Consider the following 24,077-nt stretch of genomic DNA (forward strand, 5'->3'; position numbering starts at 1 on the left):
CGGCGGCGCGGCGCGCAGCAACACTCGGCGGCGTAGACCGAGAGCGTCAGTTGCCCACGACGTCGAGCTTGGCGTCGTAGAGCAGATGCCCCAGACGTGGCTCCTCGATCTCGATGGAGTAGTCGTTGGGCACTCGAATCGCGAACGACTTCGACTTGGGAAACAACACGCGCACGGCCTTGTCGTCCCCGAGGATCTGCACTTTCAGCGCGGCGTCTCCGTCATTGACGAGCTCGACGGGGGTCTTGTGCAGCACGGTCAGCGTCTTGCCGGTTCGGTGGTAGGTGTAAAACCAGACCTTGTCCTGGGCATCCTTCTTGAAGCGAACCACGTCGGCAAAGAAGTTGGAGCGCTCCTTCTTCAGACAGGCCGCCTTCGCATCTTCGGCGACACCCCCGCACTTCTTCTGGTCGGTCTCGGTGGGCGCGGAGTTTGGGTAGTTGATCACGTAGGCGACCTTCGCTCCGGTCACGGTGTCGACGGGCGACCGACTCGGTTTCTCGCCCGAGGGTGGTGGGGCCGCGGGCGCAGCGGCGCTGGCCGGCGGAGCCGGTGATTTCGCCGGAGGGCCCGCGGGAGTTTCCGATGCAGACGTCGCCGGCCCTGGCTCCGGCGGCGCCGCACTCGGCGCGGCCGTTTGACCGCCACCGCAGCCCACGAAGATCAGCGACAGGAGGACGGCGGACCACTGACTCGAGACGTTGGGCATGAACAGGGCTCCCATTTCAGGGCCCGCGCATACACCGAAAGTCCTTCACCTGGCGAGGCCTGTCTCGCCCTGCCCCACAACGCGGCCTCAGTGGCAGAGTGATCCGCTGGGCGACCAGCAGTTGTCGCGCACACCGCTCATGCCAAAGGTGCTGTCTCCGACCTCACGCCGGACCGCGCGCAGAATGCTCAGCCACGAGCTCTTGTTCTTGCGGTTGAGCGACCAGGCGATGCGCGCCAGCACCGGCGCCGCGAACTCCTCGGTGCTGGCCGAGACCTCGACCACGCTGGAGAGCATGTCGAGGTTCTGCCAGCCGCCCTTGCCGTTCAAGATCGGGCGAACGTAGTACTCGTAACCGAGACAGCCGCCGTAGAGGAAGATCTGGTAGTCGTTCGAGTAGTTGGGGCGCTCCCAGAAGTCGCTGGCCCCGAGCATGCTGTGGCCGTCATAGGTGACGATTTCGTGCTCGCCGAGCGCTTTCTGGAAATTGTCGAAGTGAGCCTCGTCGTCGAGCCCGGCGAAGTCGAAGGGTGAGTACAGATCAACCACGAAGTCGACGCTGCCGATGTGTTTGCTGAAGCGCCGACCGACGGGTGCGGGGGTCACCTCGGAGAAGCCGCCCTCGCGCAGCCATTTGGCCATGCGCCCGAGCGCCACCATTCCGGGATCGGTCTTTTTCACCGGCCCATCGTCAATCTGCCCGAAGAGCACCACGGCGGTGACCTTGCCGTCGGCCACCAGACGGTCGTACTCCGGATACGTCGTCTTCGGCGCTGCGAACATCTTCGACACGGTCAGGGACAGTTTTTGAGTGGGTAGCTTGCAGGTGGTCTTCTCGGGGTTCCACAGGTACCAGTACACGGACTGATCGAGGCCCATGTGGTGGTCGTAGTCGGCGCAGGTCTTGTCCGCCTTGCTCATGACGTTGAAAGGATTCAGCGGGACGGTCGCGTCGAACTTGCTGCCCTTCGCCACTCCATCTGCCGCGCCGTGCAACAGCACCGCGTTCACGCCGCGGATCCGAAAGTGAGTCAGCTTGGCCGAAGCGACGTTCGCCGCCTTTGCCGCGGTCATCCACTGCCCGTCGACGCGCCACTCGACCCGCTCGGCGGAGGTCGAGTCCTCAGCGAGTGACTCGAGGTAGAAGTCGCCGTGTTTGCGCAGGTAGGTCGTGGCGAACTGCCCGAGGAATGCCGGAGCCTCCATCACACGAGATGTGGGCGCCTCGACATCCGCTTCGAGGTCGACCTCGACCTCGACACCGTCCGGATTGACATAACCCGTGTCGGCCTTTCCCTCGTCGGTGAACTCCACCAAGAAGGGGTTCTCACCCGGCGCGCTCGGGGCGCCGGAGTCCGAGTTGGCAGAGCAAGCGGCGACGGCGCTGCCGAAGAGTGCGACGACGATGAGGGAGTGAAGTTTCATGCTGCCTCCTGCGGACCACATGAACCTACATCGTCTTACATAAGCGCACAACACAAATATTTGTCTTTCATTTCAGGTGTGTAGAGCACTCGATTCGGAACCCGCTCAAACATAGGCGTGGTCTTATGTAGGTGTTTAGTCTACATCGGAACCATGCCTCGGGTCATCCGGCTGATGCTGCTCGGTATCCTGCTCACCGCCTGTTCGTCGACTCCGCGCGACGACGGCCCGTCCGACACTCCATCCGAGCGGGGGCCCATCGGAAAAGCCGATAGCGCCGGAAGCTGCAAGACGGCAACGGCGACCTCGTGCGGAGGGCGAAGCACCAGCGGCGCCTGTTACTGCGATGCAAGCTGTACGGAGTACGGAGACTGTTGCAACGACGCCAAGTCCGTCTGTGGCATTGGAACCGCGAAGCCGCAGTTCGGTTACGACCTCGTGTCGACAGCGCTCGACGTCGACCTTTCGAAGCGTACCGCCCGCGCGACTCTGCGAGTGAACGACGCTGGCCAGAACGGTGTTTCATTCGAGGCCAAGGGGCTCGTGATCAATCAGGTGGAGGCCGCGTCCGGTCCGTTGTCTTTCGAGATCGTGGACGGACGCCTGGATGTGGCGCTGCCCCCGTCGACCGCGCCCACCGATGTCACGGTCGACTACACTTTCACCAAACAGTCCAGCTTCGACGGGCTGCTCGCCGGAGGCTCGACCTTCGTCTGGCCCTATTTCTGCGGCAACCTGTTCCCGTGCAAGAGCGACCCATCGGATGGGATGCGCTTCGACCTGAACGTGCACGGCGCGCCGAGCGGGCAGTCCGTGGTGTTCCCGAAGCAGGTGACCGCCGATGGCCCGTCCTACATGCTCGCGTGGGCCACGGGAAAATACAGCCACAAAGACCTCGGCACGACGACGGCGGGCACGAAGGTCTCCGTCTACTACCTGCCGGGCGACGAGGCGGTGGTCGACAAGGGAACCGCCTCACTCACCAAGGGCTTCGACTGGTACGAAAAGACCCTCGGCGCGTACAGCTTCGGTGAAGAAGTCGCGTCCGTCTCGGTCACCTGGGGCCCGGGGGCCTACGGAGGCATGGAACACCACCCGTTTTGGCACGTCGGCCGCGACTCGATGGGCGACAAGACCACCCACTTGCACGAGGCCGCTCACGGCTGGTTTGGCGATGGTGTGCGTCTGGCCTGCTGGGAAGACTTCGTGCTGAGTGAGGGCACCGTGAGCTATCTCACCGCTCGCGCTGCCGGCTCGGCCGAGGGCGCGACCGCCGAGACCGCCGTGTGGAAGGACTACGAGCAGGACCTCGAGAACGCCGTGGCGGAACGGGACCACGTGGCCTGGCCGACGACGTGCAACGAGGTGGACATCCTGAAGGACCTCTTCACGTCGGTTCCGTACATGAAGGGAGCGTTCTTCTACCGCGCCGTGGCGAAGCAGGTCGGCGTCGACGTGCTGGACCAGGTGATAGGCAAGTTCTACCTCGCGCACGTGGGCAAGGCGGCGCGGATGCAGGAGATGCTCGATCTGATCAAGGCAGAAACCGGCTTCGATCCCGCTCCGCTCGCCAAGGTGTGGTTGCGGCAGAAGGGGATCCCGGCGCACTGAGCTTCGAGCCCGACCGGTCTCGAGGCCCCCAACCCTTTCCTCAGCCGAGTAACCCGCGCTTGTGGCGGCCGGGGCGCAGCGTTAGGTCGGCACGAGCATCGAGCCCGTTCGGGACGAATCCCATGACGCTGCGCAAACCCACCTCCGAAGCGTTCCGCCGCTTGTTCTGGGCGACACCGCTCGCCCTGACACTCGGCGCGACGGCGTGTTTTGCTCTGCCGAATACCGGACCCACTCCGGTGAGCCGCGCCGAGCTCTATCAGTCCAGTGAGCCGGAGTACGACGCGTTCTTCAAGGAACTGCACGACGTCCAGATGACGGTGGTTGCTGCGTCGAACGAACAACTCGCGGCGCGACGCGCTCTCGCGACGGAGCTCGGACTCGACCCGCGTGCCTCGATGGAGCTCATCACTGCGCGCTTCGAGAAGCAGCTCGACGAGCTGGCGAAACACGGCTCATCGTTGCATGTCGAGTTCATCGGACTCGATGAAGGCGCGAGCGAGACCGACGCAGTGGTCACTCTCTCCGATGCCTCGGGCAGCTCCAAACCCACCTCACTGAGCAAGGCGCTCGAGCAAATTGCCAAAGGCTCGGCCAAACTCGCGCTGCGGGTGCGCGCCGCCGCCAAGACGCTAGAGGCGCTCAAGAGCAAGCTGCCCGGGCTCGAGGGCGCGGTCGACGAGCGCTTCCGTCTCTTGGGTCCGGCGCGCACGAAGGAGACGCATCGCAACCTGACGGATGCGCGCATCACCCTGCCGTCGCTGACGTCGTCTCTCGCCATTGCCGACGAGAACACGCTCGCGATGATCACGCTCTTGAAGAAAGCGACCCCTGCCGAGAAGGCTGCCAAGGCACCCGCCGGGAAAGGCGCAAAGAGCCCCGCCACCAAGCCGCAGCCACAAAAGAAACCCGCCGGCTCCGGCAGCGGCGACTACGAGCCGTGACGACGCTCAATTGTAGGTTGCGGCGAGCATCAGGCTGAGCGCGTTGCTCGAATGCTCGGCGTGAAATTCGGGCCCGAGCAAGAACACCAGGTTGTCTTTCGCCTCGACGTGCTGCAGACGGAGCAGCGCTCCCATCGCCCACTGCTTGGCGATCCACCACTCTTGTCCGACGCCCACGACCAACCCGTACCCGGTAGCCCCGCCGGGTTTGTCGAACGCGCTAGGGGCAACACCGCTCGTCACCCCAAGGCCACCGCCCAGCTGGAAGTGAAGCCCGGCGTCCGGATCCGGGTAGTAGTCCACCAGGGGTCCATAGGTCGCGGTCACGTACGCGCCGCTGGTCTGAGTGTCGACGTCGCCGAAGTCTTGCTTGGACGTGTAGGCGACGTTGAGAAAAAACCCGCCCGCCAGGATCAGACCAGGGGCGAGCGCGCCCCCGACCGCGAGCTCGCTCGCTTGACCGACGCCGGTGACGGAGCCGTCGCGTTCGAAGCCGCTGAGCCCATCTTGCTTCAGGTGCACGCTATCTTTCAGGACACCTACGCCCAGCGCGAGGCGCAGGTAGAATCCGTCGTGGTGGTATTCGCCAGGCTGACGTGGCGGCAACGGGGCAGGTTGGGCGGCGCTCGGCAACACGACGAGTACCACCGCCCCGGAGAGCAGCACGGCCCGCCACCCTCGCATTCCGCCGAGCCCACACACTCCGCCAGCATACACGAGGGCGCGCTGGAGGATCAGGGCTCGGCCGAGCACGCTCTCACTTGCGCGCTCGGCGGCGTCGCAGAAGACCCACTGCGAAGACGGCCCAAGCGGCCGGGCGCTGGTTGCTCTCCTGCGAGCTCGGGACCGCGCAGCCCGCACAGCCGGAGCGGCTCGGCGGCGAGCCTGAGTCCGGACGCGCCGTGCTCGTCGCAGGAGTCGGAGGGCTTGGCGTCGGAGCGGGGGAGGTCGGCGTGATCGCCGGAGGCGGCGTGAGCGCCGGCTGTGTGAGGGTGAACCCAAGGTCGCCCACGTTCGGTAGCTCGGAGCCAAAGGGCGCGGGCGCGAGCCGTCGACCCGTCGTGTCGACCGTGCCTTCCCCCTGCATGCCTTTTGCGCCGCCGTAGAGCGTCTTGTCGAACGTCGTCTTGCAGGCGGCGGCCGTGGCCTCGACTCGGAACACATCCGTGATCGAATTGACCCGCGTCGCCCGGGGAACGTGGCGGACGCGAGGCACCTGCTTCACACACATGTGCGCCTTGCTGGCCAAGAGCGCGCGAATCGCGTCGTCGTCCGCAGTGTCCTTGATGGAAGCCAGCGCGTCTGCGCCCACACTGTAGATCCCTGGCGTCCACCCCTGAACGGGCCGAGCGTCCTGGTCGAAGGCGAGCTTCAGAATGTGACCTCCATCCGAGCTGTACATGGGGAACGCAACGAGCACGACTCCCGTTGCGGCCCCGCTCACACGGAACGCGTAGTCGACACCCGTCTGACCATCCGGCGGTGGCAGATCGGCGCGAGCGATCCCCAAACAGAAGACACCAATGCCGACGATGGCCGCATGAACTCGGGCGCGCCTTGCTCTCATGCTCTACACGCCTATCCCCCGCGCAGCCGCGTTGCAACCACGCGCCCGATCTCCGCGTGGGCGGCGTTCAGGCGAGCCAGCACTCGACGGCTCTCGCTGATGTACGACGCGATCAAGATCGGGGCACGATCGGGCGGCGTTGCGATCGCGATGTCGCTTACGGCGCCGTTGTTTCCGGTGCCCGTCTTGTCACCGGGGTTCCAAGTACGCGGGAGGCCGGCGCGCAGCCTCTCGTGCCCCGTCTTGCACTCGCGTAGCCAGCCCAGAATCCGCCCGCGACTGGAGCCGGAGAGCGACGGACCGAGCAGCAAGGTCTGCATCAAGGTCAGCATGGCGCGCGGAGAGGTCGTGTCTCGCGAGTCGCCTGGCAGGTTCGTGTTGAGCATCGGCTCGTCGCGGTCGAGTCGAGTCACGGAGTCACCCTGCGCCCGAATGAACTCCGTGAGCCCCGACGGCCCTCCGACCAGCGAGAGCAGCAAGTTCGCGGCTGTGTTGTCGCTCACGGTGATCGCCGCTTCGGCGAGGGCCTCGACGCCGAGTTGCCCGGCGCCGACGTTGGCGCGGGTGACGGGGGCGTACTCGAGCAGATCCGATTCTGCGTAGGCAACCTGCTGAGCGAGGGTGAGCTCACCGCGCTCGACGCGAGTGAGGACAGCCGCGACCAATACCCACTTGAAGGTCGAGCACATCGCAAAGCGTTCGTCGGGTCGATGCTCCAGGGTCTGGCCAGTGGCGGTGTCCAGCGCAAAGAGGCCGAGCCTTCCGCCGATGAGCGCCTCGATTCGCTGGAGTGCCTGCGAGCTTGTTTCGGGGTCCGGCGCGCGTGCCGGTGCGGGTGACGTGCGCGGCGAGCACGCGGGCAGGAGCAGCGAGGCAGCGCCGCATACCAAGCTGCGACGGTTGAGCTGGGTTTGCGAACCGCTGGCCACGCCTTCACTCGCGCTGTGTGCCAGATGCCGTCGCAGCCGAGGCCTCACGGGATCTCCGTGCAGGGCGCCACCGCTGAGTAGTCCCCGCCCCGCTTCGCCTCGGCTTCATAGTGGCGTTGGTTCCCCTGACACGACTCGCGGGTCTCGAAACACTCCCAGTGCGCGTCGACGCCCAGCGAAAACGTAGTGCAGAACGCCCGCGGCAGGCGGTTGCAGCTCGGCTCCGGAGCAAAACCATGGTCGTCGGGCGGCCCGGGCATGCCGCGGCAGACGCGATCACAGCGTCCCATCCAGCACTGCCAGCCCGACCCCGAAGGAATGCGCTCGCCGCGCAGGCGATCGGTCGGGCGCTGGCATCCGAAGGACAATGCCAAGCCGAGCGACAGGGCAAGACCCGCTCGCGTTCGCACGGTGGGAGATTACTCGGGATCGGCGGCTCGGTGTCCGGGGGGACGGACCGTCCCCGTCTTGGACACTGCGCAGGGTTTGCACCCACGAAGCCGGCAGATCGCGAGTCGTGCGCAGTCAAACCGTCCAAACTCGGCGTTTGTAGCTGTCACCATGCTCCCAAATCTGGCACGCAAGCTGCTGAGGAGACCCCGCCATGAAGGAGATTCGAAAGGTCGTCGTGCTCGGGGCGAACGGCACCATGGGCGCCGGAGCCAGCGGACTCTTCGCGGCTCGCGGCTTCGAGGTGACCATGTTGGCGCGAACCGTGGACAAGGCTCACCAGGGCCTCGGCAAGGTCAAGGAAGCGTTGCGGACGGACGTGCTGGCGAAGAGCGTGCGCTCCGGTAGCTACGAAAGAGATCTCGAGCGCGCGGTGGCGGAAGCCGACCTCATCTTCGAGGCGGTCTCCGAAGAGATGAGCGTGAAACGCCCGTTCCTGGAGCGCGTGGACAAAGCGCGCACTGCCGGCTCGGTCGTCGCCACGGTCTCTAGCGGCCTCTCCATCGCCGAGATGTGCGCGGGGTTGAGTGACGACCTGCAGCGCCACTTCATGGGCATGCATCTCTTCAACCCGCCGCACGTCATCGTCGGTACCGAGATGATCCCCGGCGCGAAGACCGACCGTGAGGTGTTTCAGGCGATGTGTCTCTTGGCCAAACGACGGCTGGGTCGCGCCGTCGTCGAGTGCCGCGACATGCCGGCGTTCGCCGGCAACCGCGTCGGTTTCAAGGTCCTCAACGAGTGTGCGCTCTTGGCCGAGGTGCACGGGGTCGGCACCATCGACTACTTGATCGGGCGCCACACCGGTCGGGCCATGGCTCCCCTCGCAACCATCGATCTGGTTGGTTGGGACGTTCACCAGGCCATCGTCGACAACGTCTTTGCCAATACCAAGGACGAATGCCACGCGCATTTCCAGATGCCCGCTTACATGCGCGCGCTCATGGACGACGGGCACCTGGGCAACAAGACGCCGGCCGAGGGCGGTTTCTATCGACGCATCACCGACGCCAATGGCGCGAAGGCCGTGAGCGTGCTCGACCCGGCCAAGCGCAGCTACTCCGAGGGTGCGGCGCCGCGGCCGGAGAAGGTCGCCTTCGTGGAAGAGATGAAGGCGCTGCACGCAGTGGGTCGTTATCGAGAAGCCGTCCAGCTGCTGCTCTCCGCAAAGGGACCGGAGGCCGAGCTCACTCAACGGGTGATCGTAGGGTACGTGAGCTACGCCCTCAATCGAGTGGGCAAGGACGAGGTCGTGCAGGCACCGGCGGACGTGGACCGCATCATGTCCCAGGGCTTCAACTGGGCACCGGCGAGCGCGCTGGTTGATCTCTGGGGCAAGGGGCCGACGCTCGCGGCCATGGACGCCTTGGGCCTCGAGGTGCCTGCGGTGGTACGTGATCTGCCCGACGGCGCGCGCCTGTATGACCAACCACTATCCCGGGTCGGGCGCTTTTTCATCGGCAAGTGAGAGGATGAGGACCATGGCTGTGAAGAAGAGCTCTCGCAAGGTATTCGTCCTGGGCGGCTATCAGACCGATTTTTCGCGCAACTGGAGCAAGGAGGCGAAACACATCGTCGCAATGATGCGCGAGGTCGTGCTCGGCACGCTGGAAGAGACCCGCATCGAGCCCGACGAGATCGACGTGGCGCACGTCGGCAACTTCGCCGCGGAGCTCTACTGCATGCAGGGGCACCTGGGCGCGTTCGTCCTGGAAGCGCACCCCGCGCTCCGCGGCATCCCCACGTCTCGGCACGAAGCAGCGTGCGCTTCGGGCTCCCTGGCCGCGCTCGCGGCCGCCGCTGACATCGAGGCGGGGCGCTACGACGCCGCTCTGGTGCTCGGCGTCGAGCAGATGAAGACCGTGGACAGCAAGCGCGGCGGCGATTTTCTCGGCACCGCGGCCTGGTACGACCGTGAGGCCAAGGGCGTGGAGTTCCCGTTTCCGAAGCTCTTCGGCAAGCTCGGCGACGAGTACGATCGACGGTACGGGCTGAAAGACGAGCACCTCGCCCGCATCGCGGCCATCAACTACGAAAACGCCAAGAGCAACCCGAACGCTCAGACGCGCAACTGGTTCATGACCTACGAGCACGCCTGCAGCACCGGACCGTTCAACGCCCACGTCGGCGGCCGGATCAAGATCTCGGACTGCTCGCAGGTGAGCGACGGCGCGGCGGCGGTCGTGTTGGCTTCCGAGGAGTTCGCCACGCGCTGGGCCGCGCGCGTCGGAGTCTCGTTGAAGGACATCCCGTTCATCCTTGGCTGGGGACATCACACGGCCCCCATCGAGTTCACGGCCAAGGTCGAAGAGAGTGCCAAGGATCTCTACGTGTTGCCGCACACTCGCCGGGCAATCCTCGACGCCTACGAGCGCGCGGGGCTCTCGGGGGTCGAGCAGATCGACGCCATCGAGACCCATGACTGTTTCACCACCAGTGAGTACATGGCCATCGACCACTTCGGCCTGACCCGACCGGGAGAGAGCTGGAAGGCGGTCGAAGAAGGTGTGATCGAGCTCGGTGGCAGGTGTCCGATCAACCCGAGTGGCGGTCTGATCGGCGCCGGCCATCCGGTTGGCGCAACGGGCACCCGACAACTCCTCGACGCCTGGCTGCAGGTGACTGACCGCGCCGGTGACTACCAGGTCAAGGGCGCGCGTCGGGTGGCGACCCTGAACATCGGCGGCTCGGGCACGACCAGCGTCGTACACGTCGTCGGTTTCAGCTGAGCTGCGCAGACGAGGCCGGGTTCGTGTCAGACTCGGCCCATGAGAGGGGCAGTCGCGGCTGCAATGCTGGTCGTTGGGTGTTCCGACGGCGCGCAGGATGCGAACTTCCCCGCCGATGCGGCAGCCGACGCAACGCTCCAAGATGTGAGCTCGGGTGACGGGTTCGGGGGCTTCGCCGGGAGCGATTCCGGCGCCGATGCGGGGAGCGACGCCGACGCGGCGGCCGACTCGGCCTCGAAGCCCCCGCCCGGCAACGCGCTGCTCCGAAGTGACGGCAGCGTCGTGCCCTTGTACCCCGTAACCGATGCGCTGAGCGCGACGCGCGCCATCGGTTTCGTCGCCGATGGCACCAGCCTCACCGCCATCGACGAAGACGGCGCGACGCTGTGGACCTTGGGCGACGCAGCCGGAGCCCTCTTTGGCGGCTTCGATTTCGATTCGGATGGCTGGCCCGACGTCGGGCTCGCACGCTCCAAGGACTCGGGACAGAAGTGCGGCGGGCAGCCCGCGCTCGATACCTGGCTCGATGCGGTCCGAGGAAAATCCGGCAAGCTGATTTCGCTGACGACGCCGCTCCCGGCGAAGTGTTGGACCTTTCCGTCGAGCACGTACCCGACGCCACAGTGGACGACCCTCGGCGTGCTGTTCGGATCCGGGGCAACCCTGGCGGTCGCGCCCTACTACGCAACCGATGGCACGTTCCTGACCTTCGATGGCACGGGCTTCTCGACCCTCGGTAGCTTCGTGTATCCGTCGACGGCGACCTACGACTCGAGCTACGCGGCGGACAAACCGAACACGTATCCGACCGGTACCAGCTTCATCGCCAACTCGCACGTCGCGAACGGACTCGTGCTCGCCGGGTCGCCCGACTCGCTGGCGTTCTTCACCAGCTCGAGGTTCGTCCGATACAGCGCTGCGCCGCTGTCTTCGTCCCAGCTCACGCTGGATCTGCCGTACTTGACGGGCGGGCGCACGGACATTGCCGGGCGCAACTACGGCCTCGTTGCGCGCGACCCGGGCGACCCCGGGCTGTTGCTCCTCGTGGCCGGAACCGGGGCATTTTCCCTGTTCGACGACATGGGCACCGGGACGCTCGCGAGCGACGCTTGGGGCGCCATCGAGCGCCACGTCAGCCTCGTGAATCTCGACGCCGGTTCGGTCGACGATCGTTTCTTCTCGTATGCCCACGACAACTCCGACGGCAACAAGTACGAGGGCCGAGTCGTCTACGCGACGCAGCCTTTTGTGCGCGTGGCAGGCAAGGCGTCGCGCCTGGCGTTCAACGTGTACGCGGGTGGGCACTGGTGGCTGCACGTGACCCAGCCCGGCAGCACCAAGGACGCGATCTCGTTGAAAGACGTGTTTCTGTGGGACATCGCCGATCTAGACGGCGACGGAGTGGACGAATGCTTGCTCTCACCGAGCCGCGACCCGGCTGAACCGGACGTGCCCGGGTACTACTTCGTCAAGTGGCGGACCGAGCTCGCGCACTGGAACGAAACCAGCCTGAGCTTCACGAACGTCGCGACGCACCAGGGCGTGCTTCCGTACCTGAAGGGCACTCTCACTTCGCCGGATCGGACCTCGTCGTACGGCGCGCTTCACCCGGCGCTTCGTGTGCGAACGCAGGCGGGACTGGAGCTGGTGGTGAAGAAGTCGAGCGGGGAGATTGCTACGGTGCCGGTGGGCGGGCCATAGGAGCGGGTCGCGAGCGGTTGCCGGCCTCGAGCGGCCGGCGCGGCGTCAGGGGTTGCAGATGGGGGGTTTGCAGAGGTTGGGATTGCTCTGGCACAGACACTGGTCGCACGCATCGAGACAGCCAGAGCAGTCGATGCCCTTCGTGCATCCGCCCGCTGAGCCTCCGCTTCCGCCGCCCGACGTCGTGCCGCCCGAGCTGCCTGCAGCCCCTGCTGCTCCGGCGGTGGCGCCGATTCCAGCATCACCTCCGCCGCCCGGCGCGCCGCCGCCTCCGGACTTTGCGCCTCCTGTTCCGCCGCTGCCGAAGTTCCCGCTTCCGCCGGTTCCCGACGGAAGGCCCTCGTTGTCGGTCGAAGAGCTACAAGCGATGGCAAGGACCAAGAGTGCGATGGCGCTTCGCGCGAAGCCTGCCGCAGCAGGCGCACCCATTCAACTTTCGGTAGCTCTCCCACGTTCTCCGACACTGGAGCCGACACACGCGGTCGCGTCCGAACCCCGACCATGCGACACTCCCAACTCCATGCAGAAGCTCGAAATGTTCACGGGCTCGGCGCGCGCCAAACGGGGCCCTTCCAGGTGGGAGCGCCGGCTGCGCGTGCTCTCGACATTGACTCGACTAGCGGCCCTGGGTGCTGCACTCGCGGTGATCGGAAGCTGCGCCGGAACCGACGCGGGAGGGACATCTCAGCCGGCTCCGGACGGAGGACAGATCACCTGCGGGGCCGGCACCGTGGCTTGCGGCAACGTCTGCACCAACACCTCCGTCGACGGCTCGAACTGCGGCGCCTGCGGCAAGGCGTGCAGCCCGGGGCAAGTCTGCCAGGGTGGCCAGTGTTCGACGAGCTGCTTCGGCAGCCAGTTGCCGTGTGGCGGCACTTGCACCGACACCGACAACGACCCGAAGAACTGTGGTGCTTGCGCCAAGACGTGCGCGGCCGGAGAGGTCTGCGCCCTCGCCAAGTGCGGCACGACGTGCGCCGCCGGCACGACGGCCTGCGACGGCGCGTGTGTCGACACCTCGAGCGATCTGGCCAACTGCGGCACCTGCGGGAACATCTGTTTTGCCGGAGAGGTCTGCTCGGACAGCAAGTGCAAAGCCACCTGCGGAGGGGGCCTGAGTGAGTGCAACGGAAAGTGCGTCGACACGAGCGTCGATCCTTCCAACTGCGGCACCTGCGGCACACTCTGCGCCACGAACAACGGGGAGGTGTGCTCGCTGGGTCAGTGCGCTCTTTCGTGCCTCGGCGGGACCACGAACTGCGATGGCAAGTGTGTCGACCTCTCGATTGACGCCCAACACTGCGGTACCTGCGCCAAGGCCTGCGCGACCGGGGAGGTGTGCACCAGCGGCAGCTGCGCACTTCAGTGCGGAGGTGGCACGAAGAACTGCTCCGGCAAGTGCGTCGATACGCAGATCGACCCGAACAACTGCGGCAGCTGCGGTACCGGGTGCAGCGCTGGCCAGAGCTGCCAGAACGGCCAGTGCACCTTGGTCTGCGCCGGTGGGCTGACCAAGTGTGGCACTCAGTGCGTCGATCTCTCGTCCAGCGTCGTGCACTGCGGGGCGTGCGGCAAACCGTGCCCGAGCGGCAACGCTTGCAACAACGGCGCTTGCCAGCTGGTCTGCGCTGGGGGCACGACGGACTGCGGCGGCCAGTGTGTGCCGCTCGCCAGCGATCCGCTCAATTGTGGCAAATGTGGCACAGCGTGTACCGCAGGGCAGACCTGCGCCAACGGCGTTTGCACCCTGGTCTGCGGCACGGGGCTGACCAAGTGCAACAACCAGTGTGTCAATCTGAAGACTGACGCCGCCCACTGCGGTGCCTGCACGACGGTCTGCAGCGCGGGCCAGGTCTGTCAGAACAGCGCGTGCACCTTGCTCTGCGGCGGTGGGCTCACGAACTGCAGCAATCAGTGCGTGAACCTGCAGACCGACAAGGCCCACTGCGGGACCTGCGCCAAGGTCTGCACCAGCTCTCAGAGCTGCGTGGCCGGCGCCTGTGTCAACAGCTGCAACCCGACCCAGAACATCGCTCTGACCGCCACGGCGACCAGCAGCGGCGGCGGATCGACGACCAACGGCCCCGACAACATGAACGATGGCTACGACGAGTCCCAATGCACGACCCAGGGCTGGCACTGGGTGAGCGCCACCAGTACGCCGGGCACCGCCTGGCTCGAGCTCGACTGGCCGAGCGCGGTGACCGTCGCGCGCATTCAGATCGACACCACGGCATGCACCGCCACGAGCTGCAGCTCTGCGGTCGGACGTACCGCGGCCGGCGGAACCCTGCAGTGGTGGAACGGTTCGGCGTGGATCACGGACGGCACGGTGACGGGCAAGACCGATGACTGGAGCTACACCTTCACGGCTCCGGTCTCGACCACGCGCATCCGGGTCTACGGTCTCTACGCCGCTCCCACCTGCGGACAGACGTCGAACCCCAAGATCTTCGAGTTCCAGGCCTTCAGCTGCTGAACGGCGCAGCGAAGCGGTCGCCGCTCGGTTCGGGTGAGCCAGCGCTCGGTCACTCGAGGGGTGGCACTGCCACGACCTCGAATGCGCTAGCCGGAAGCGACTTCAGCTCAGTGACGAAGGAGTCGGGCCAGGCGGCGTTCTGTTCCCCTTGGAAATAGAAATTCGAGCCGTTGTCGGCGATGATCATGCCGTACTTCTTGAAACCCGCGGTCACCGCCTTGGCCTCGGCCGAGAGCGCCGAGTCGTTGAAGCTCGCTTTCATCCGCACCCGCAGGCCCATCGGCGGAGCGTTCGGATCGGTGGGACTGCAGCTCTGAGGAACGGCCTTGTGGGTCGCCGGCTTCACGAACTTGTTGATGGTGCACGCGGTGGTGAAACGAATGGCGTGTCGCACCGAGTGCGCCATGACCTCGTCGTAACGCAGGAGGCCCGCGGTGATCGAGAGCCCCGCCGCGTCGGCGCTGGTCCAGGTCTTCGGGCGCTGGCCGTACGAGGGTTTGGTCAGATCCCAGACTGCACCGTTCGCGCAGTGCCACTTGTTCGTGTACTGACAGACGTAGCCTTCGTAGAGCTTGCATGTGCCCTGAAGCAGCGTGAGCAGGTGGCAGTCGCCGCTGCACGAGGACGGTGTACCCCCCTCGATCTTTGCCTTCGCTGCGCTCGGAAACGGGTAGGGCCCCGGATCACTCTCGTCCGGATAGTCGTCGAACACCACCTCCAAGGGCGGCTGACTGGCGGGCACGATGTTGATCGGGATCCCATACTGCGCTCCGCCGAAGTCCGGATGCAGCTTCAGCCCGGACCCGACGAACGTCATCAGCTTCTGAGTCCAGCCTGCGTCCACGGCCGCCCCCGACACGTCCATGTTCCACTCGTCGTTCTCGGGGAACATTGCGCAGCCACCGAGCGTCGGGCTCTGACCGGTAGCGCCGCCGGCTCCACCCGTCGGGCCACCGCCTCCGCCGCTCGCGACGCCAGCCGACCCGCCGCTCGCGACGCCAGCCGAACCACCGCTCGCGACGCCAGCCGAGCCACCACTCGGACCTCCGCCCGTCCCGCCATTGCTGGTCCCGCCGCTGCTGGTCCCACCGCCGCCCGAGCCGGACTTGCCTCCGCTGGCAGCGCCCCCCGTTCCAGAGCTTCCAGAGTCGTCACCGCCACACGCAACGACACACGACGCCGACACCCCAATCACCAGCGCACCAATGAGCCGACGTTTCATCCGAGGACCTCCCGGACCCGAGTATAACGCCGAACGGCTGCCCACTGGCATCGCTGAGCCACCCGCGAGGCTTTCGGACGCTCGCGCGAGCGCAGAATCGGCCTGGCCTGGCGGCACTCCGGGCGTGGTAGCCTCGTGGATCAGGCGTGCCCGGGGCTCGAATGCGCCGCACACGACCGGCCACGTTTGGCTCGACAATGTCTGCGCCGTCGCTGAACCCCGACTCCAAGAACCCTCCCTCACCGGATCGGTTTCCCGTGTTCGTGGTCGAGGACGACCCGCAGATCTCACGCTTGGTCCAGGCGACGCTGACGGCGTCGGGCTACCAAATCACCGGCTTCGCGTCCGCCGAAGCTGCGCTCGAACACACGCTGGCGCACATCGAGCCGTCGCTTTTCGTGGTGGACGTGCGACTGCCGGGCATGGACGGATTGGCGCTCGCGGAGCGACTCCGAGAAATCCACCACGACTTCGAGGTCGTCGTCGTGACGGCTCACGCCGACGTCGAGTCCTTGGGGCGCGCCCTCGACCTCGGGATCTTTCGCTGTCTCAGCAAGCCCTTCGCGGTCGGCGAGCTACGGCTCGCCGTGGCCGGCGCCGCCAATCGCTTGTTCCTGCGCCTGGACCGGCGAACGCACATCTCGGAGATCGAGCGCAGCAACGCCGAGCTCGTGACCGCACTCGCGCAGCTGAAGACGAGCGAGAGCCGGCGGGTACTCAGTGAACGCCTGGCTTCAATCGGGCACTTCGCCGCCGCGCTGGCGCATGAGATCAACAACCCTCTGACTTACGTGCAGACGAATCTCGCGCTCCTGCGCGACGCGGCGCCGGATCTGGTCGGCGCACTACAAGCGGTCTCCACGGGACGTAGCTGGGCCGAGCTGGATCCCGAAGTGGCTCACAACGCCGCTCAGGCGGGCTTCGAGCTCCTGTCGATCCTCGACGAGTGCACGACCGGGCTCAAGCTGATCAAACAGATCAGCGGTGACCTGAGCAGCGTCGCGCGTTACCGCACGGACGCCGAGGAGGTCTTCGACTTCAACGACGTGGTCCGGACGGCCTGCCGCGTGGCCCGCGTGGAACCCCGGCTGCGCGCCAAGCTCGCGCTGGATCTGGCCAGCGAACATGTGGACGTGCGAGGCAGCACCGGCCGCTTGGCGCAGGTGGTGATGAACCTGGTGGCAAACGCCGCCGAGGCGAGCGACCCGACGAAACAGCGGCCCAACACCGTCACCGTCAGCACCCGCCGCGAGGGTGACCGCGTGGTGCTCGAGGTGAGTGACACGGGGATCGGCATCTCGCACGAGCGCAAGCAGCGCATCTTCGAGCCCTACGTGACGTTTCGCGAAGGGGGCACGGGCCTGGGGCTCGGCCTCGTACAAGAGATCGTCAACGAATGCGGGGGCGAAATTCTGATCGAGAGCGAAGCGGACGTCGGCTCGACCTTTCGAGTCGTGCTCCCCGCAGCTCGGGTGGCCGTTCCGACCGGCAGCATGTCGGCCGTGCGCATGCTGCCCAGTCACGCGGACGTACTGATCGTGGACGACGACGCAGCCATTCGCCGGGCCTACGCCCGGGTGTTTCGCGGCAAGAAGCTGCGCTTCGCCGAGAACGGAGAGGAAGCCTTGCGGGCGATCCTCTCTCAGCGCCCCGACCTCGTGGTGACCGACCTGGTGATGCCAGAAATGAACGGCGTGGAGCTGTACGAATCCATCTGCAGCCGCTGGCCCGACCTGGCAAAACGTGTGGTCTTCGTCACCGGCACCGACAGCCTGCTCGGCGCGGTGCGTGAGCGCGCCCCGACCTGCCCCGTGGTGAAGAAGCCATTCGTTGCTGCCGAGCTCGAGAGCTTGATGGCCCGGCTCCTCGGGTGAAACGGGCTTGGGCGGGACAAACGGCGCCGTCAGTCGAGCGCTGGCGCATCGATGCGCTCGGCTCCGACCAACGCCGCAAGCCGTTCTACGGCGGAGAGCGCCCGGCGTTTTTCAGAGCGACGCCCGCGTACGTCGGCCTGCCACCAGCAGTTCTTCACCTCCAGCACGCTGGCCTCCCGGTGATACTTCGGCTCGAGGCGACCAACGATGTGCTCACCGTCGAGCAGCGGCATCACGTAGTAGCCAAACTTCCGCTGGCGCTCGGGGACAAAAGCCTCGAACCGAAAGTCGAAACCAAACAGGCGCAGGGCCCGCGCGCGGTCCCGCACCACGGGATCGAAGGGGCTCAGCAGGCGCGCGCGATCCGCGGCGACGGGCAGCGCACGCTCGCGCTCCCGAAAGTCGGGGAGCGCGAGGGCCGGGCGCAGGACCTCAGTCTCTGCGCACCGAACCTGCACCGGCAAGAGCGCGCCTCTCTCGAGCTCGCGGTTGCACCAGCGACGCACGTCCGCCAGGGGTGCGGCGGCGAAATACCGCGCGATCTCCGCCGGGTTCGCGATCACCAGTCGCTCCATCGCCTGGCGGCACGCGAACTCCAGGTGCGCACTCGCGCTGGATGCGGGCAACCGGCTCGCCTCCAGCAGCACCTGCCGTGTCAGCTGGTACACCCGCTGAAACCCGCGGCGCGCGACGATGCTGACCTCCCCGCTCCGCCACAGGTACTCGAGCGCGGCCTTCTCGGGGTGCCAGTTCCACCAACCGCTGCCGTCGTCTTCCTCCACTCCGTCGGCCTCGAAGTCGCGCGCCATGAGCGGCCCCTCTGCCCGTAGCCTGGCGCGCACGCGCCGGAGCACACGCGCGGGGTCCGCGCCGAGACGACGGACACACCAGCTCTTGACCCGATCTTGGCAGCGAAAGCGGGCAAAGCGCACCTTCCAGTGCGGATACCACTCGACCGGAATGACCGAGGCGTCGTGAGTCCAGTGTTCGAACAGCTTGCGGTCCTGCTCGATCAGCGCAGTCAGCAGCGCGGGCCGGTAACCGTCCATGCGACTGTGGAGCGTGAGGTGATGCGCGCGCTCACCCACCGCGCTGATCGAGTCGACCTGCACGTAACCGAGCTTCTGGACCAGCTCGAGCACCGTCTTCTTCTTTGCGGGCCGCCCCGGATCATCGAGCAGCCCCTGCGCGCCAAGGAGTAAGCGGCGAGCCACGCTGGCCTCTACCAGCGGGCCTTTCCGAGAGAGTTGCTGCTCTGGTTGCCCGATTCGCATCCGAACTCCCGGGATCATAGCGTTCGCCGATCCCGTCACGGGATATAAGGGTGATCGTTGGCGAGCGGCGAGAACATTCTGAACCACATTGGTGGCACTCCCTTGGTGCCGCTCTTGCACATTGGGAACGCGTGAGCGACGCGGAGAGTTTTGCGATGGTCAAACTCCTGGTGCGCGAGGAGGGGCTCCTGGTCGGCGGCTCGGCAGGGACCAACGTCGTGGCCGCGCTGCGCGTCGCGGCCCGCGGCGAGGTCGACGGCCCGGTGGTGACGGTGCTCCCAGACAGCTGGGATCGTTACTTTGCCGTGCCGTGGATGAAAGAGCTCGGCAGCGCGTGAATCGCCACTGAGCCACACTCCTCGTTCGCAATCTGGCCCGCCCAGCTCAAAATTGGCCGCGCGCACCGAGCGCGAATCCGTCCCGCGTGGGGCCAGCCGAGAGTTGGACCTCTGCGGACGAGGGCGGTCGCTCCGACTTTCCGCTGGACACGAAGAAGTAGGTCGCCGCGCCCAAGGAGAGCAGCGAGACACCGAGCGAGATGTCGGCGATCAAATACTTCTGATGCAACGAGTCCGCTTCCGACTGCTCGCAGCGTGGCGCGCAGCGGGACTCGAGGTCGTTCTCCTGGGATTTGCCCTTCAGCGCAAAATACGAAAACGAGCCGAGGGCCACCACGCCCAGCCCCCCGAACACCCATCCCAGGGTCTTCGACGAGCCCTTCTCCACTGGCTTTGGTGCAACGGGCTCGGCGTTCACCGGTGCGGCGACGGGCTCCTCGGCCGCGGGTTTGGGCGCCTCCAGCGTCAGCTTGATGGTGCGATTCTTCTCACCTTGGCGGGCAACGAAGGAGAGCTCGCTGCTCTGCCCGTCTTCACCCTCGAAGCGTAAGCGGTGCTCGCCGGGATCGACGGGTTCGGCCCGGCCATCGACTGCGTCGGCAATCTTCTCGCCGTCCAGGATGATGCGCCCTTTCACGACGTCGTGTCCGCCCGCGTCGACGACGGCGATCACGACCGTCGGGATGCCCGCGTCTATGTTCCCAACACGCTCGAGGCATTCCGTGCGCACCACCTTGGGACACTTGGAGTCAGCGCAGGTCAGGTACTGCGCCTTGGCGGCGCGCAGTTTCCCTTGCTGGCGCAGGGTATTGGCGCGATCGTTGGCGGCGATGCACTCGGCTTTGCTGTCGGCGCGTGCAGGGGCGCCCACGAGAAGCGGCAACAAGGCAGCGAGCATCAGGACCAGCCCACGCGGAACGTCGACGCCGCATCGCATCAGAAACACTCCGGCTTGAAGCGCTTCGAACCATCCGAGTTCAGCGTGTAGGGCGGATTACAACCCAGCTTGGCGGGGGGCTTCTGGGCGCCGCCGGCAGTCGGTCGCGCCAGGGGTGCTGGCTTGGATTTCGCGCTTGCTGACGCCGACGCGGAGGGCGGCACGACCGCGGCATCGGCAGCTTCGGCGGCGGGTGCAGGCTCGACCTTTGGCTCCGGCAAGGCACTGGGCTGCAGCTCGACGACCCGCGCTCCCGCGGGCTCGGTGTGGCTCGCGAGCGGAGCAGCAACTGCCGCTGGCGCTCCCGCGGACGGTTCGCGCGCGCCGCGCGCAAACCAAACCCCGAGGCCTCCCAGGAGCAACAACGCGGCGGCGGCCCCGAGCCAGAACCGGCGCTTTTGCTGAACGGGCAGGACGCTGGGCAGCGCGGCGGAGAGCTCGGTGCTGCCCGTGCCCTCGACTCCAATCGGCTTCCGCTCGCCGAGTGCGGCGGCCACTGCTTCGTCAACCCCCGGGATGGTCGTCGACTTGCTCTCGACGTCCGCCAACGCGTCACGGCGTTCACCCAGCGCTTTGCCGGCAACCGCCTCCACCCACTCTCCGATCTCGAGTGCGCCGGCAGGCGTGAGCGCGGCCTGAAGCTCGCGGGCCATCTCGCGCGCTGTCGTGTATCGCTGGGCGGGGTCACGCTCGAGGCCTTTCAGGACGACGCGGTCGAGCTCCGCGGGCAACCCCGGCGAGAACCGGCTTGGTGGCGGGACGTCGTCGTTCAGGATCTTGGTGACGGACGCGGCCACGTCACCGGCCGCAAAGAGCCGCCGATTGGCCAGCGCCTCCCAGATCACGATGCTGGCCGAAAACACGTCGGTGCGCCGGTCGACCGCCTTCTGCCGCAGCTGCTCCGGCGCCATGTAGGCGATCTTGCCCTTCAGTGCGCCGTCCTGCGTGGTGTGGATGCGCGCCGCCGCCTTCGCAACACCGAAGTCGACGACGTGTGCCACACCATCGACCCCCACCAGGATGTTCTGGGGCGACACGTCTCGGTGCACGATGTCGAGCGGATCGCCGCGCTCGTTCTTGGCTTCGTGCGCCGCGTGCAGCCCGAGCAGAGCTTGGCTACCAATGGCGACGACCATCGCGGCCGGAATGCGCTGCTCGCCCCGCGACGACGCGGCCATCAGGCGAGCCAGGGACTCACCCTGCACGTACTCCATGACCAAGAACAGCTCACCCGACTCGGCCACGACATCCATCGTCGAGACCACGTTCGGGTGGCGAATTCTGGCCGCGAGTCGCGCCTCGTCGAGGAACATGGTCACGAACTCGGGATCCTTGGCGTACTGCGGGTGCAGGCGTTTGATGGCCACGGTGCGGGAGAACCCCGCGGGCCCGAGCAGCCGCCCGAGATGCACCGTGGCCATGCCGCCCGACGCGATCTCGTCGAACAGCAGGTATCGCCCGACGGCGCGCGGAGCGTTCCGGACCGGGGTGTCGGTCACTGGCAACACCCCCACTTGGTCTTCAGATACTGAGTGACTTGCTGGATCTCCGGCGACGAGAGCTCGCGCTGGTAGAGCAGAACCTCGGCGATCAAACCGTCGTGGGTGCTCTCGCCGCCGTACAAACCCTTGGCCACGAAGTTCTGCGCGCGCTGTTTGGTCTCGGGCAGCTTCATCGGGAAATTGCCGGCGGCCTGGCCCTGGAGCGAGACGGTCGCGAGCCCGGTCGTATGGTGAATCACGCTGATCACGGTCAACGTGGCGAGTGGAAAGGTGGTCGCCGGGGTCGGCCCATAATCATCCACGACTTCGTAAGCGAAGAAGTCGTAGTCCCGGTGAAATGAGATGTCGTCGACCTCTTGACCGTTCGAGAGCTGGACCACCGGCGGGGCCGTTCCAATACTGTCGCTGGTCACCACCGCGAAGAAGCTGAGCCCCGCGGAGAAGTCGATGGACTTCTGCGGCAGCACGAAGTGGTCATCCGAACCGTCGAACTCGACGGCGGGCAGGCCATTCAGCGCGTTTTGTTTCAGGATCGGTCGCATCGACACGAAGGCCTGGGTTGCGTCGTAGGCGTTTCCGGATTGATCCGCCCAGCTGCTCACGACGCCGTTCGTGACCGTGACGCCGGCGTCTGCGCGCAGCCAGAGCGCGAGCCACTGTGTCGGAACGGGTGACGCTCCGCCCGTCCCACCGCTGCCACCCGTCGCTCCGCCTGTCCCGCCGCTGCCGCCCGTCGCTCCGCCGACGCCACCGCTGCCGCCTGTTGCGCCGCCGCTACCACTCGCACCGCCGCCCCCACTCGCACCGCCGCTGCCACTCGCGCCACCGCTGCCGCTCGTGCCACCGCTGCCACTTGTACCGCCGCTGCCACTCGCGCCGCCTGCGCTGGTGCCACCGGTGGTGCCGGCCGCGCCGCCGCTGCCACCGGTCACCGAAGCGTCGCCCGCCGCTCCCCCGACGAGCTCGGCGTCCGTTGGTCCCAGCAGCGAACAGGCGCCGATGACCAGGGCGGCCGCGGCAAGTCCAAACGCTCGGCGCATGAACCTCGAAGGCTATCACGGAATCTGCAGGAACAAGGGCCAGTCCCCCGCGGGAAGGAGGCGCTGGGCGGGCGTCGAATGCTACGCTTTGACGCCGGTCACCCCGAGTGCGCAGAACCACCTACACCGCGCGGACGTATCCTCGCCGGAGAACTAGCATGGGATCCAAGTCGTCAGCCTTCACGGTTCTGGTCTGCAGCCTCGTCTTCAACGCCACCACCGAGCGGTCTGCGCACGCTTGCGGCGCCCTGGTCTCGAACGACAAATCAGTGGTCGCGCAGAGCCAGCAGCGGGTCCTGATTTCGCTCCGCTCCGACGGCACGAGCAACGTCGTCGTGCAGCTCGGCGTCCCGGAAGCGAGCGCTCCTTTCGGCGCCCTGACGCCGGTCGCGGGGCTGCCGACACTCGATCCGTCGCCGGTCGACGTGGCGGAGATCGATGGCCTCGACCAGGCAACTCGGCCGCGAGTGAACGGCTCGGATTCGGGTTCGACCGACAGCGGCAGCTGTGGGTGCGGGTCGACCCCGACGGACGACCTGGCCGGCGGTGGCAAGAACCTCGGGGGCGGCGTTGGGGTCGTGCAGATCGTCGACATCGGTCCGGTCACCGCGGCAGCACTGAGCGCCGATTCGACGGCGGCTCTGACCGAGTGGCTGAGCGACAACGGCTTCGTGATCCCCACCGCAGATCAGGCCAGCGTCGATGCCTACGTGGGCCCCGGAAAGTACTTCGTGGCGTTCAAGCGCAGCGCCCAGGCAGAACCTGGCCCGAGCAGCGTCGGCGTGAGCTTTTCGGTCCCCGGTGATCAGCGCGGTTACCCGCTGCGGATCTCGCGAGTCGGCGCCGCCGCTCAGCTCGGGATCCAGGTCTTTGTCGCGGCACCGGAGGTCGTATCCCCAACCGGTTCGGCACCTGCGGGAAATTTCCTGACCCTGACTCTCGCGGACTTCTCGGCGTCCGCACTCTACGACGACTACACCCAGACGCTGTTCACGAAGATCGCCGAGATGGGGAGCAAGGCGTTCGTCATCGAGGGTGTCTTTGGCACCGGCTCGGGCTGGCGGCAGGGGCTCGGGCCGAAGCTCTCGGCCATCACCGAAACGACGCAGGTGTTGTCGCGCATGGCGACCGTGGTTGCGCCGTCGATGCTGACCGAGGACGTTTCGTTCTCCGGCAACGCGCCGACGTCGGTGCCACGAGAAGTGACCGCGCTGTTGCTCCCGATCGACGGGCCTGGACCGGGTGGTGGCCAGCACCGAGACCTCTATCTGGCAATGAGCGGGCTGTCGTTCGCGGCCTTCGGGCTGAGGCGCAAGCTTCGCCGGCTGCCACGGCGCTGAACCAAC

20 protein-coding genes and 1 pseudogene are annotated in these 24,077 nt (G+C 66.6%); 9 read left to right on the forward strand and 12 right to left on the reverse strand.

Going from position 1 to position 24,077, the window contains the following annotated elements; translation table 11 throughout:
- Positions 1-46: 46 nt before the first annotated feature.
- Together IPI67_30640 and IPI67_30645 are read right to left on the reverse strand one after the other, a co-directional pair.
- Entirely contained in the window at positions 47-709 is a 663-nt protein-coding gene (locus IPI67_30640; GenBank protein MBK7584532.1) for a hypothetical protein, read from the reverse strand.
- A gap of 87 nt (positions 710-796) precedes the next feature.
- On the reverse strand, positions 797-2,134 hold the full coding sequence (locus IPI67_30645; protein ID MBK7584533.1) for a hypothetical protein: 1,338 nt from the start codon (positions 2,132-2,134) through the stop codon (positions 797-799).
- Between the two features lie 153 nt (positions 2,135-2,287).
- Between IPI67_30645 and IPI67_30650 the strand changes: the two genes are divergently transcribed.
- Together IPI67_30650 and IPI67_30655 are read left to right on the forward strand one after the other, a co-directional pair.
- A complete protein-coding gene (locus IPI67_30650; GenBank protein MBK7584534.1) occupies positions 2,288-3,745 on the forward strand; it encodes a peptidase M1 in 1,458 nt (485 codons plus the stop codon).
- A 122-nt stretch (positions 3,746-3,867) separates the two neighbouring features.
- Entirely contained in the window at positions 3,868-4,689 is an 822-nt protein-coding gene (locus tag IPI67_30655) for a hypothetical protein (protein MBK7584535.1), read from the forward strand.
- Between the two features lie 6 nt (positions 4,690-4,695).
- On the opposite strand, the gene IPI67_30660 is transcribed toward IPI67_30655, so the two are convergent.
- The 4 genes from IPI67_30660 to IPI67_30675 are packed head-to-tail and all read right to left on the reverse strand — an operon-like array spanning position 4,696 to position 7,595.
- Complete coding sequence (locus IPI67_30660; protein ID MBK7584536.1) at positions 4,696-5,442, reverse strand: hypothetical protein; 747 nt, start codon at positions 5,440-5,442, stop codon at positions 4,696-4,698.
- Between the two features lie 4 nt (positions 5,443-5,446).
- Complete coding sequence (locus IPI67_30665; protein ID MBK7584537.1) at positions 5,447-6,256, reverse strand: hypothetical protein; 810 nt, start codon at positions 6,254-6,256, stop codon at positions 5,447-5,449.
- Between the two features lie 11 nt (positions 6,257-6,267).
- Entirely contained in the window at positions 6,268-7,185 is a 918-nt protein-coding gene (gene bla, locus IPI67_30670; protein ID MBK7584538.1) for a class A beta-lactamase, read from the reverse strand.
- 44 nt (positions 7,186-7,229) lie between these two features.
- Positions 7,230-7,595, reverse strand: a complete 366-nt coding sequence (locus IPI67_30675) for a hypothetical protein (GenBank protein ID MBK7584539.1) — start codon at positions 7,593-7,595, stop codon at positions 7,230-7,232.
- Positions 7,596-7,789: 194 nt separating this feature from the next.
- Here IPI67_30675 and IPI67_30680 point away from each other — a divergent pair, with 194 nt between their 5' ends.
- Genes IPI67_30680 through IPI67_30690 form a run of 3 tightly spaced genes read left to right on the forward strand, consistent with a single transcriptional unit; the run spans position 7,790 to position 12,065 of the window.
- Positions 7,790-9,103: a 3-hydroxyacyl-CoA dehydrogenase family protein gene (locus IPI67_30680; protein ID MBK7584540.1), complete on the forward strand. Its 1,314-nt coding sequence runs from the start codon at positions 7,790-7,792 to the stop codon at positions 9,101-9,103.
- A gap of 13 nt (positions 9,104-9,116) precedes the next feature.
- On the forward strand, positions 9,117-10,364 hold the full coding sequence (locus tag IPI67_30685; protein MBK7584541.1) for a thiolase domain-containing protein: 1,248 nt from the start codon (positions 9,117-9,119) through the stop codon (positions 10,362-10,364).
- A gap of 39 nt (positions 10,365-10,403) precedes the next feature.
- Complete coding sequence (locus IPI67_30690) at positions 10,404-12,065, forward strand: hypothetical protein (protein MBK7584542.1); 1,662 nt, start codon at positions 10,404-10,406, stop codon at positions 12,063-12,065.
- 45 nt (positions 12,066-12,110) lie between these two features.
- Here IPI67_30690 and IPI67_30695 read toward each other — a convergent pair whose 3' ends face one another.
- Complete coding sequence (locus IPI67_30695; GenBank protein ID MBK7584543.1) at positions 12,111-12,494, reverse strand: hypothetical protein; 384 nt, start codon at positions 12,492-12,494, stop codon at positions 12,111-12,113.
- A gap of 91 nt (positions 12,495-12,585) precedes the next feature.
- Between IPI67_30695 and IPI67_30700 the strand changes: the two genes are divergently transcribed.
- Complete coding sequence (locus IPI67_30700; GenBank protein MBK7584544.1) at positions 12,586-14,544, forward strand: hypothetical protein; 1,959 nt, start codon at positions 12,586-12,588, stop codon at positions 14,542-14,544.
- 49 nt (positions 14,545-14,593) lie between these two features.
- On the opposite strand, the gene IPI67_30705 is transcribed toward IPI67_30700, so the two are convergent.
- Positions 14,594-15,766 (reverse strand): hypothetical protein, encoded by a 1,173-nt coding sequence (locus IPI67_30705; protein MBK7584545.1) that lies wholly within the window; start codon positions 15,764-15,766, stop codon positions 14,594-14,596.
- Positions 15,767-15,963: 197 nt separating this feature from the next.
- On the opposite strand from IPI67_30705, the gene IPI67_30710 reads away from it, so the two are divergent.
- Positions 15,964-17,640 carry a response regulator gene (locus IPI67_30710; GenBank protein ID MBK7584546.1) on the forward strand — a complete coding sequence of 559 codons (1,677 nt, stop codon included), beginning with the start codon at positions 15,964-15,966 and terminating at the stop codon, positions 17,638-17,640.
- 29 nt (positions 17,641-17,669) lie between these two features.
- Here the strand turns inward: IPI67_30710 and IPI67_30715 are convergent, their stop codons facing one another.
- Positions 17,670-18,854 (reverse strand): YcaQ family DNA glycosylase, encoded by a 1,185-nt coding sequence (locus tag IPI67_30715; protein MBK7584547.1) that lies wholly within the window; start codon positions 18,852-18,854, stop codon positions 17,670-17,672.
- Between the two features lie 188 nt (positions 18,855-19,042).
- Here IPI67_30715 and IPI67_30720 point away from each other — a divergent pair.
- Positions 19,043-19,153, forward strand: a pseudogene (locus tag IPI67_30720) (cystathionine beta-synthase).
- A 145-nt stretch (positions 19,154-19,298) separates the two neighbouring features.
- Here IPI67_30720 and IPI67_30725 read toward each other — a convergent pair.
- The 3 genes from IPI67_30725 to IPI67_30735 all read right to left on the reverse strand — a co-directional run bounded on the left by IPI67_30725 (position 19,299) and on the right by IPI67_30735 (position 22,731).
- Complete coding sequence (locus IPI67_30725; protein MBK7584548.1) at positions 19,299-20,189, reverse strand: hypothetical protein; 891 nt, start codon at positions 20,187-20,189, stop codon at positions 19,299-19,301.
- On the reverse strand, positions 20,189-21,610 hold the full coding sequence (locus tag IPI67_30730) for a serine/threonine protein kinase (GenBank protein ID MBK7584549.1): 1,422 nt from the start codon (positions 21,608-21,610) through the stop codon (positions 20,189-20,191). Before IPI67_30730 ends, IPI67_30725 begins: the two co-directional genes overlap by 1 nt.
- Before the next feature lie 74 nt (positions 21,611-21,684).
- Positions 21,685-22,731 (reverse strand): hypothetical protein, encoded by a 1,047-nt coding sequence (locus tag IPI67_30735; GenBank protein ID MBK7584550.1) that lies wholly within the window; start codon positions 22,729-22,731, stop codon positions 21,685-21,687.
- Between the two features lie 158 nt (positions 22,732-22,889).
- Here IPI67_30735 and IPI67_30740 point away from each other — a divergent pair, with 158 nt between their 5' ends.
- Positions 22,890-24,071 carry a DUF2330 domain-containing protein gene (locus IPI67_30740; protein MBK7584551.1) on the forward strand — a complete coding sequence of 394 codons (1,182 nt, stop codon included), beginning with the start codon at positions 22,890-22,892 and terminating at the stop codon, positions 24,069-24,071.
- Positions 24,072-24,077 lie beyond the last annotated feature (6 nt).

The organism is Myxococcales bacterium (assembly GCA_016706225.1).
In the GTDB taxonomy this organism is placed as follows: domain Bacteria; phylum Myxococcota_A; class Polyangia; order Polyangiales; family Polyangiaceae; genus JADJKB01.

Excerpts from the sequence above, each read along its gene's own strand:
- IPI67_30640 (MBK7584532.1), bottom strand. The coding sequence starts at position 709 with ATGCCCAACGTCTCGAGTCAGTGGTCCGCCGTCCTCCTGTCGCTGATC.
- IPI67_30645 (MBK7584533.1), bottom strand. The coding sequence starts at position 2,134 with ATGAAACTTCACTCCCTCATCGTCGTCGCACTCTTCGGCAGCGCCGTC.
- IPI67_30650 (MBK7584534.1), top strand. The coding sequence starts at position 2,288 with ATGCCTCGGGTCATCCGGCTGATGCTGCTCGGTATCCTGCTCACCGCC.
- IPI67_30655 (MBK7584535.1), top strand. The coding sequence starts at position 3,868 with ATGACGCTGCGCAAACCCACCTCCGAAGCGTTCCGCCGCTTGTTCTGG.
- IPI67_30665 (MBK7584537.1), bottom strand. The coding sequence starts at position 6,256 with ATGAGAGCAAGGCGCGCCCGAGTTCATGCGGCCATCGTCGGCATTGGT.
- IPI67_30680 (MBK7584540.1), top strand. The coding sequence starts at position 7,790 with ATGAAGGAGATTCGAAAGGTCGTCGTGCTCGGGGCGAACGGCACCATG.
- IPI67_30685 (MBK7584541.1), top strand. The coding sequence starts at position 9,117 with ATGGCTGTGAAGAAGAGCTCTCGCAAGGTATTCGTCCTGGGCGGCTAT.
- IPI67_30690 (MBK7584542.1), top strand. The coding sequence starts at position 10,404 with ATGAGAGGGGCAGTCGCGGCTGCAATGCTGGTCGTTGGGTGTTCCGAC.
- IPI67_30695 (MBK7584543.1), bottom strand. The coding sequence starts at position 12,494 with ATGGGTGCGCCTGCTGCGGCAGGCTTCGCGCGAAGCGCCATCGCACTC.
- IPI67_30700 (MBK7584544.1), top strand. The coding sequence starts at position 12,586 with ATGCAGAAGCTCGAAATGTTCACGGGCTCGGCGCGCGCCAAACGGGGC.
- IPI67_30705 (MBK7584545.1), bottom strand. The coding sequence starts at position 15,766 with ATGAAACGTCGGCTCATTGGTGCGCTGGTGATTGGGGTGTCGGCGTCG.
- IPI67_30710 (MBK7584546.1), top strand. The coding sequence starts at position 15,964 with ATGTCTGCGCCGTCGCTGAACCCCGACTCCAAGAACCCTCCCTCACCG.
- IPI67_30725 (MBK7584548.1), bottom strand. The coding sequence starts at position 20,189 with ATGCGATGCGGCGTCGACGTTCCGCGTGGGCTGGTCCTGATGCTCGCT.
- IPI67_30730 (MBK7584549.1), bottom strand. The coding sequence starts at position 21,610 with ATGGCCACGGTGCATCTCGGGCGGCTGCTCGGGCCCGCGGGGTTCTCC.
- IPI67_30735 (MBK7584550.1), bottom strand. The coding sequence starts at position 22,731 with ATGCGCCGAGCGTTTGGACTTGCCGCGGCCGCCCTGGTCATCGGCGCC.
- IPI67_30740 (MBK7584551.1), top strand. The coding sequence starts at position 22,890 with ATGGGATCCAAGTCGTCAGCCTTCACGGTTCTGGTCTGCAGCCTCGTC.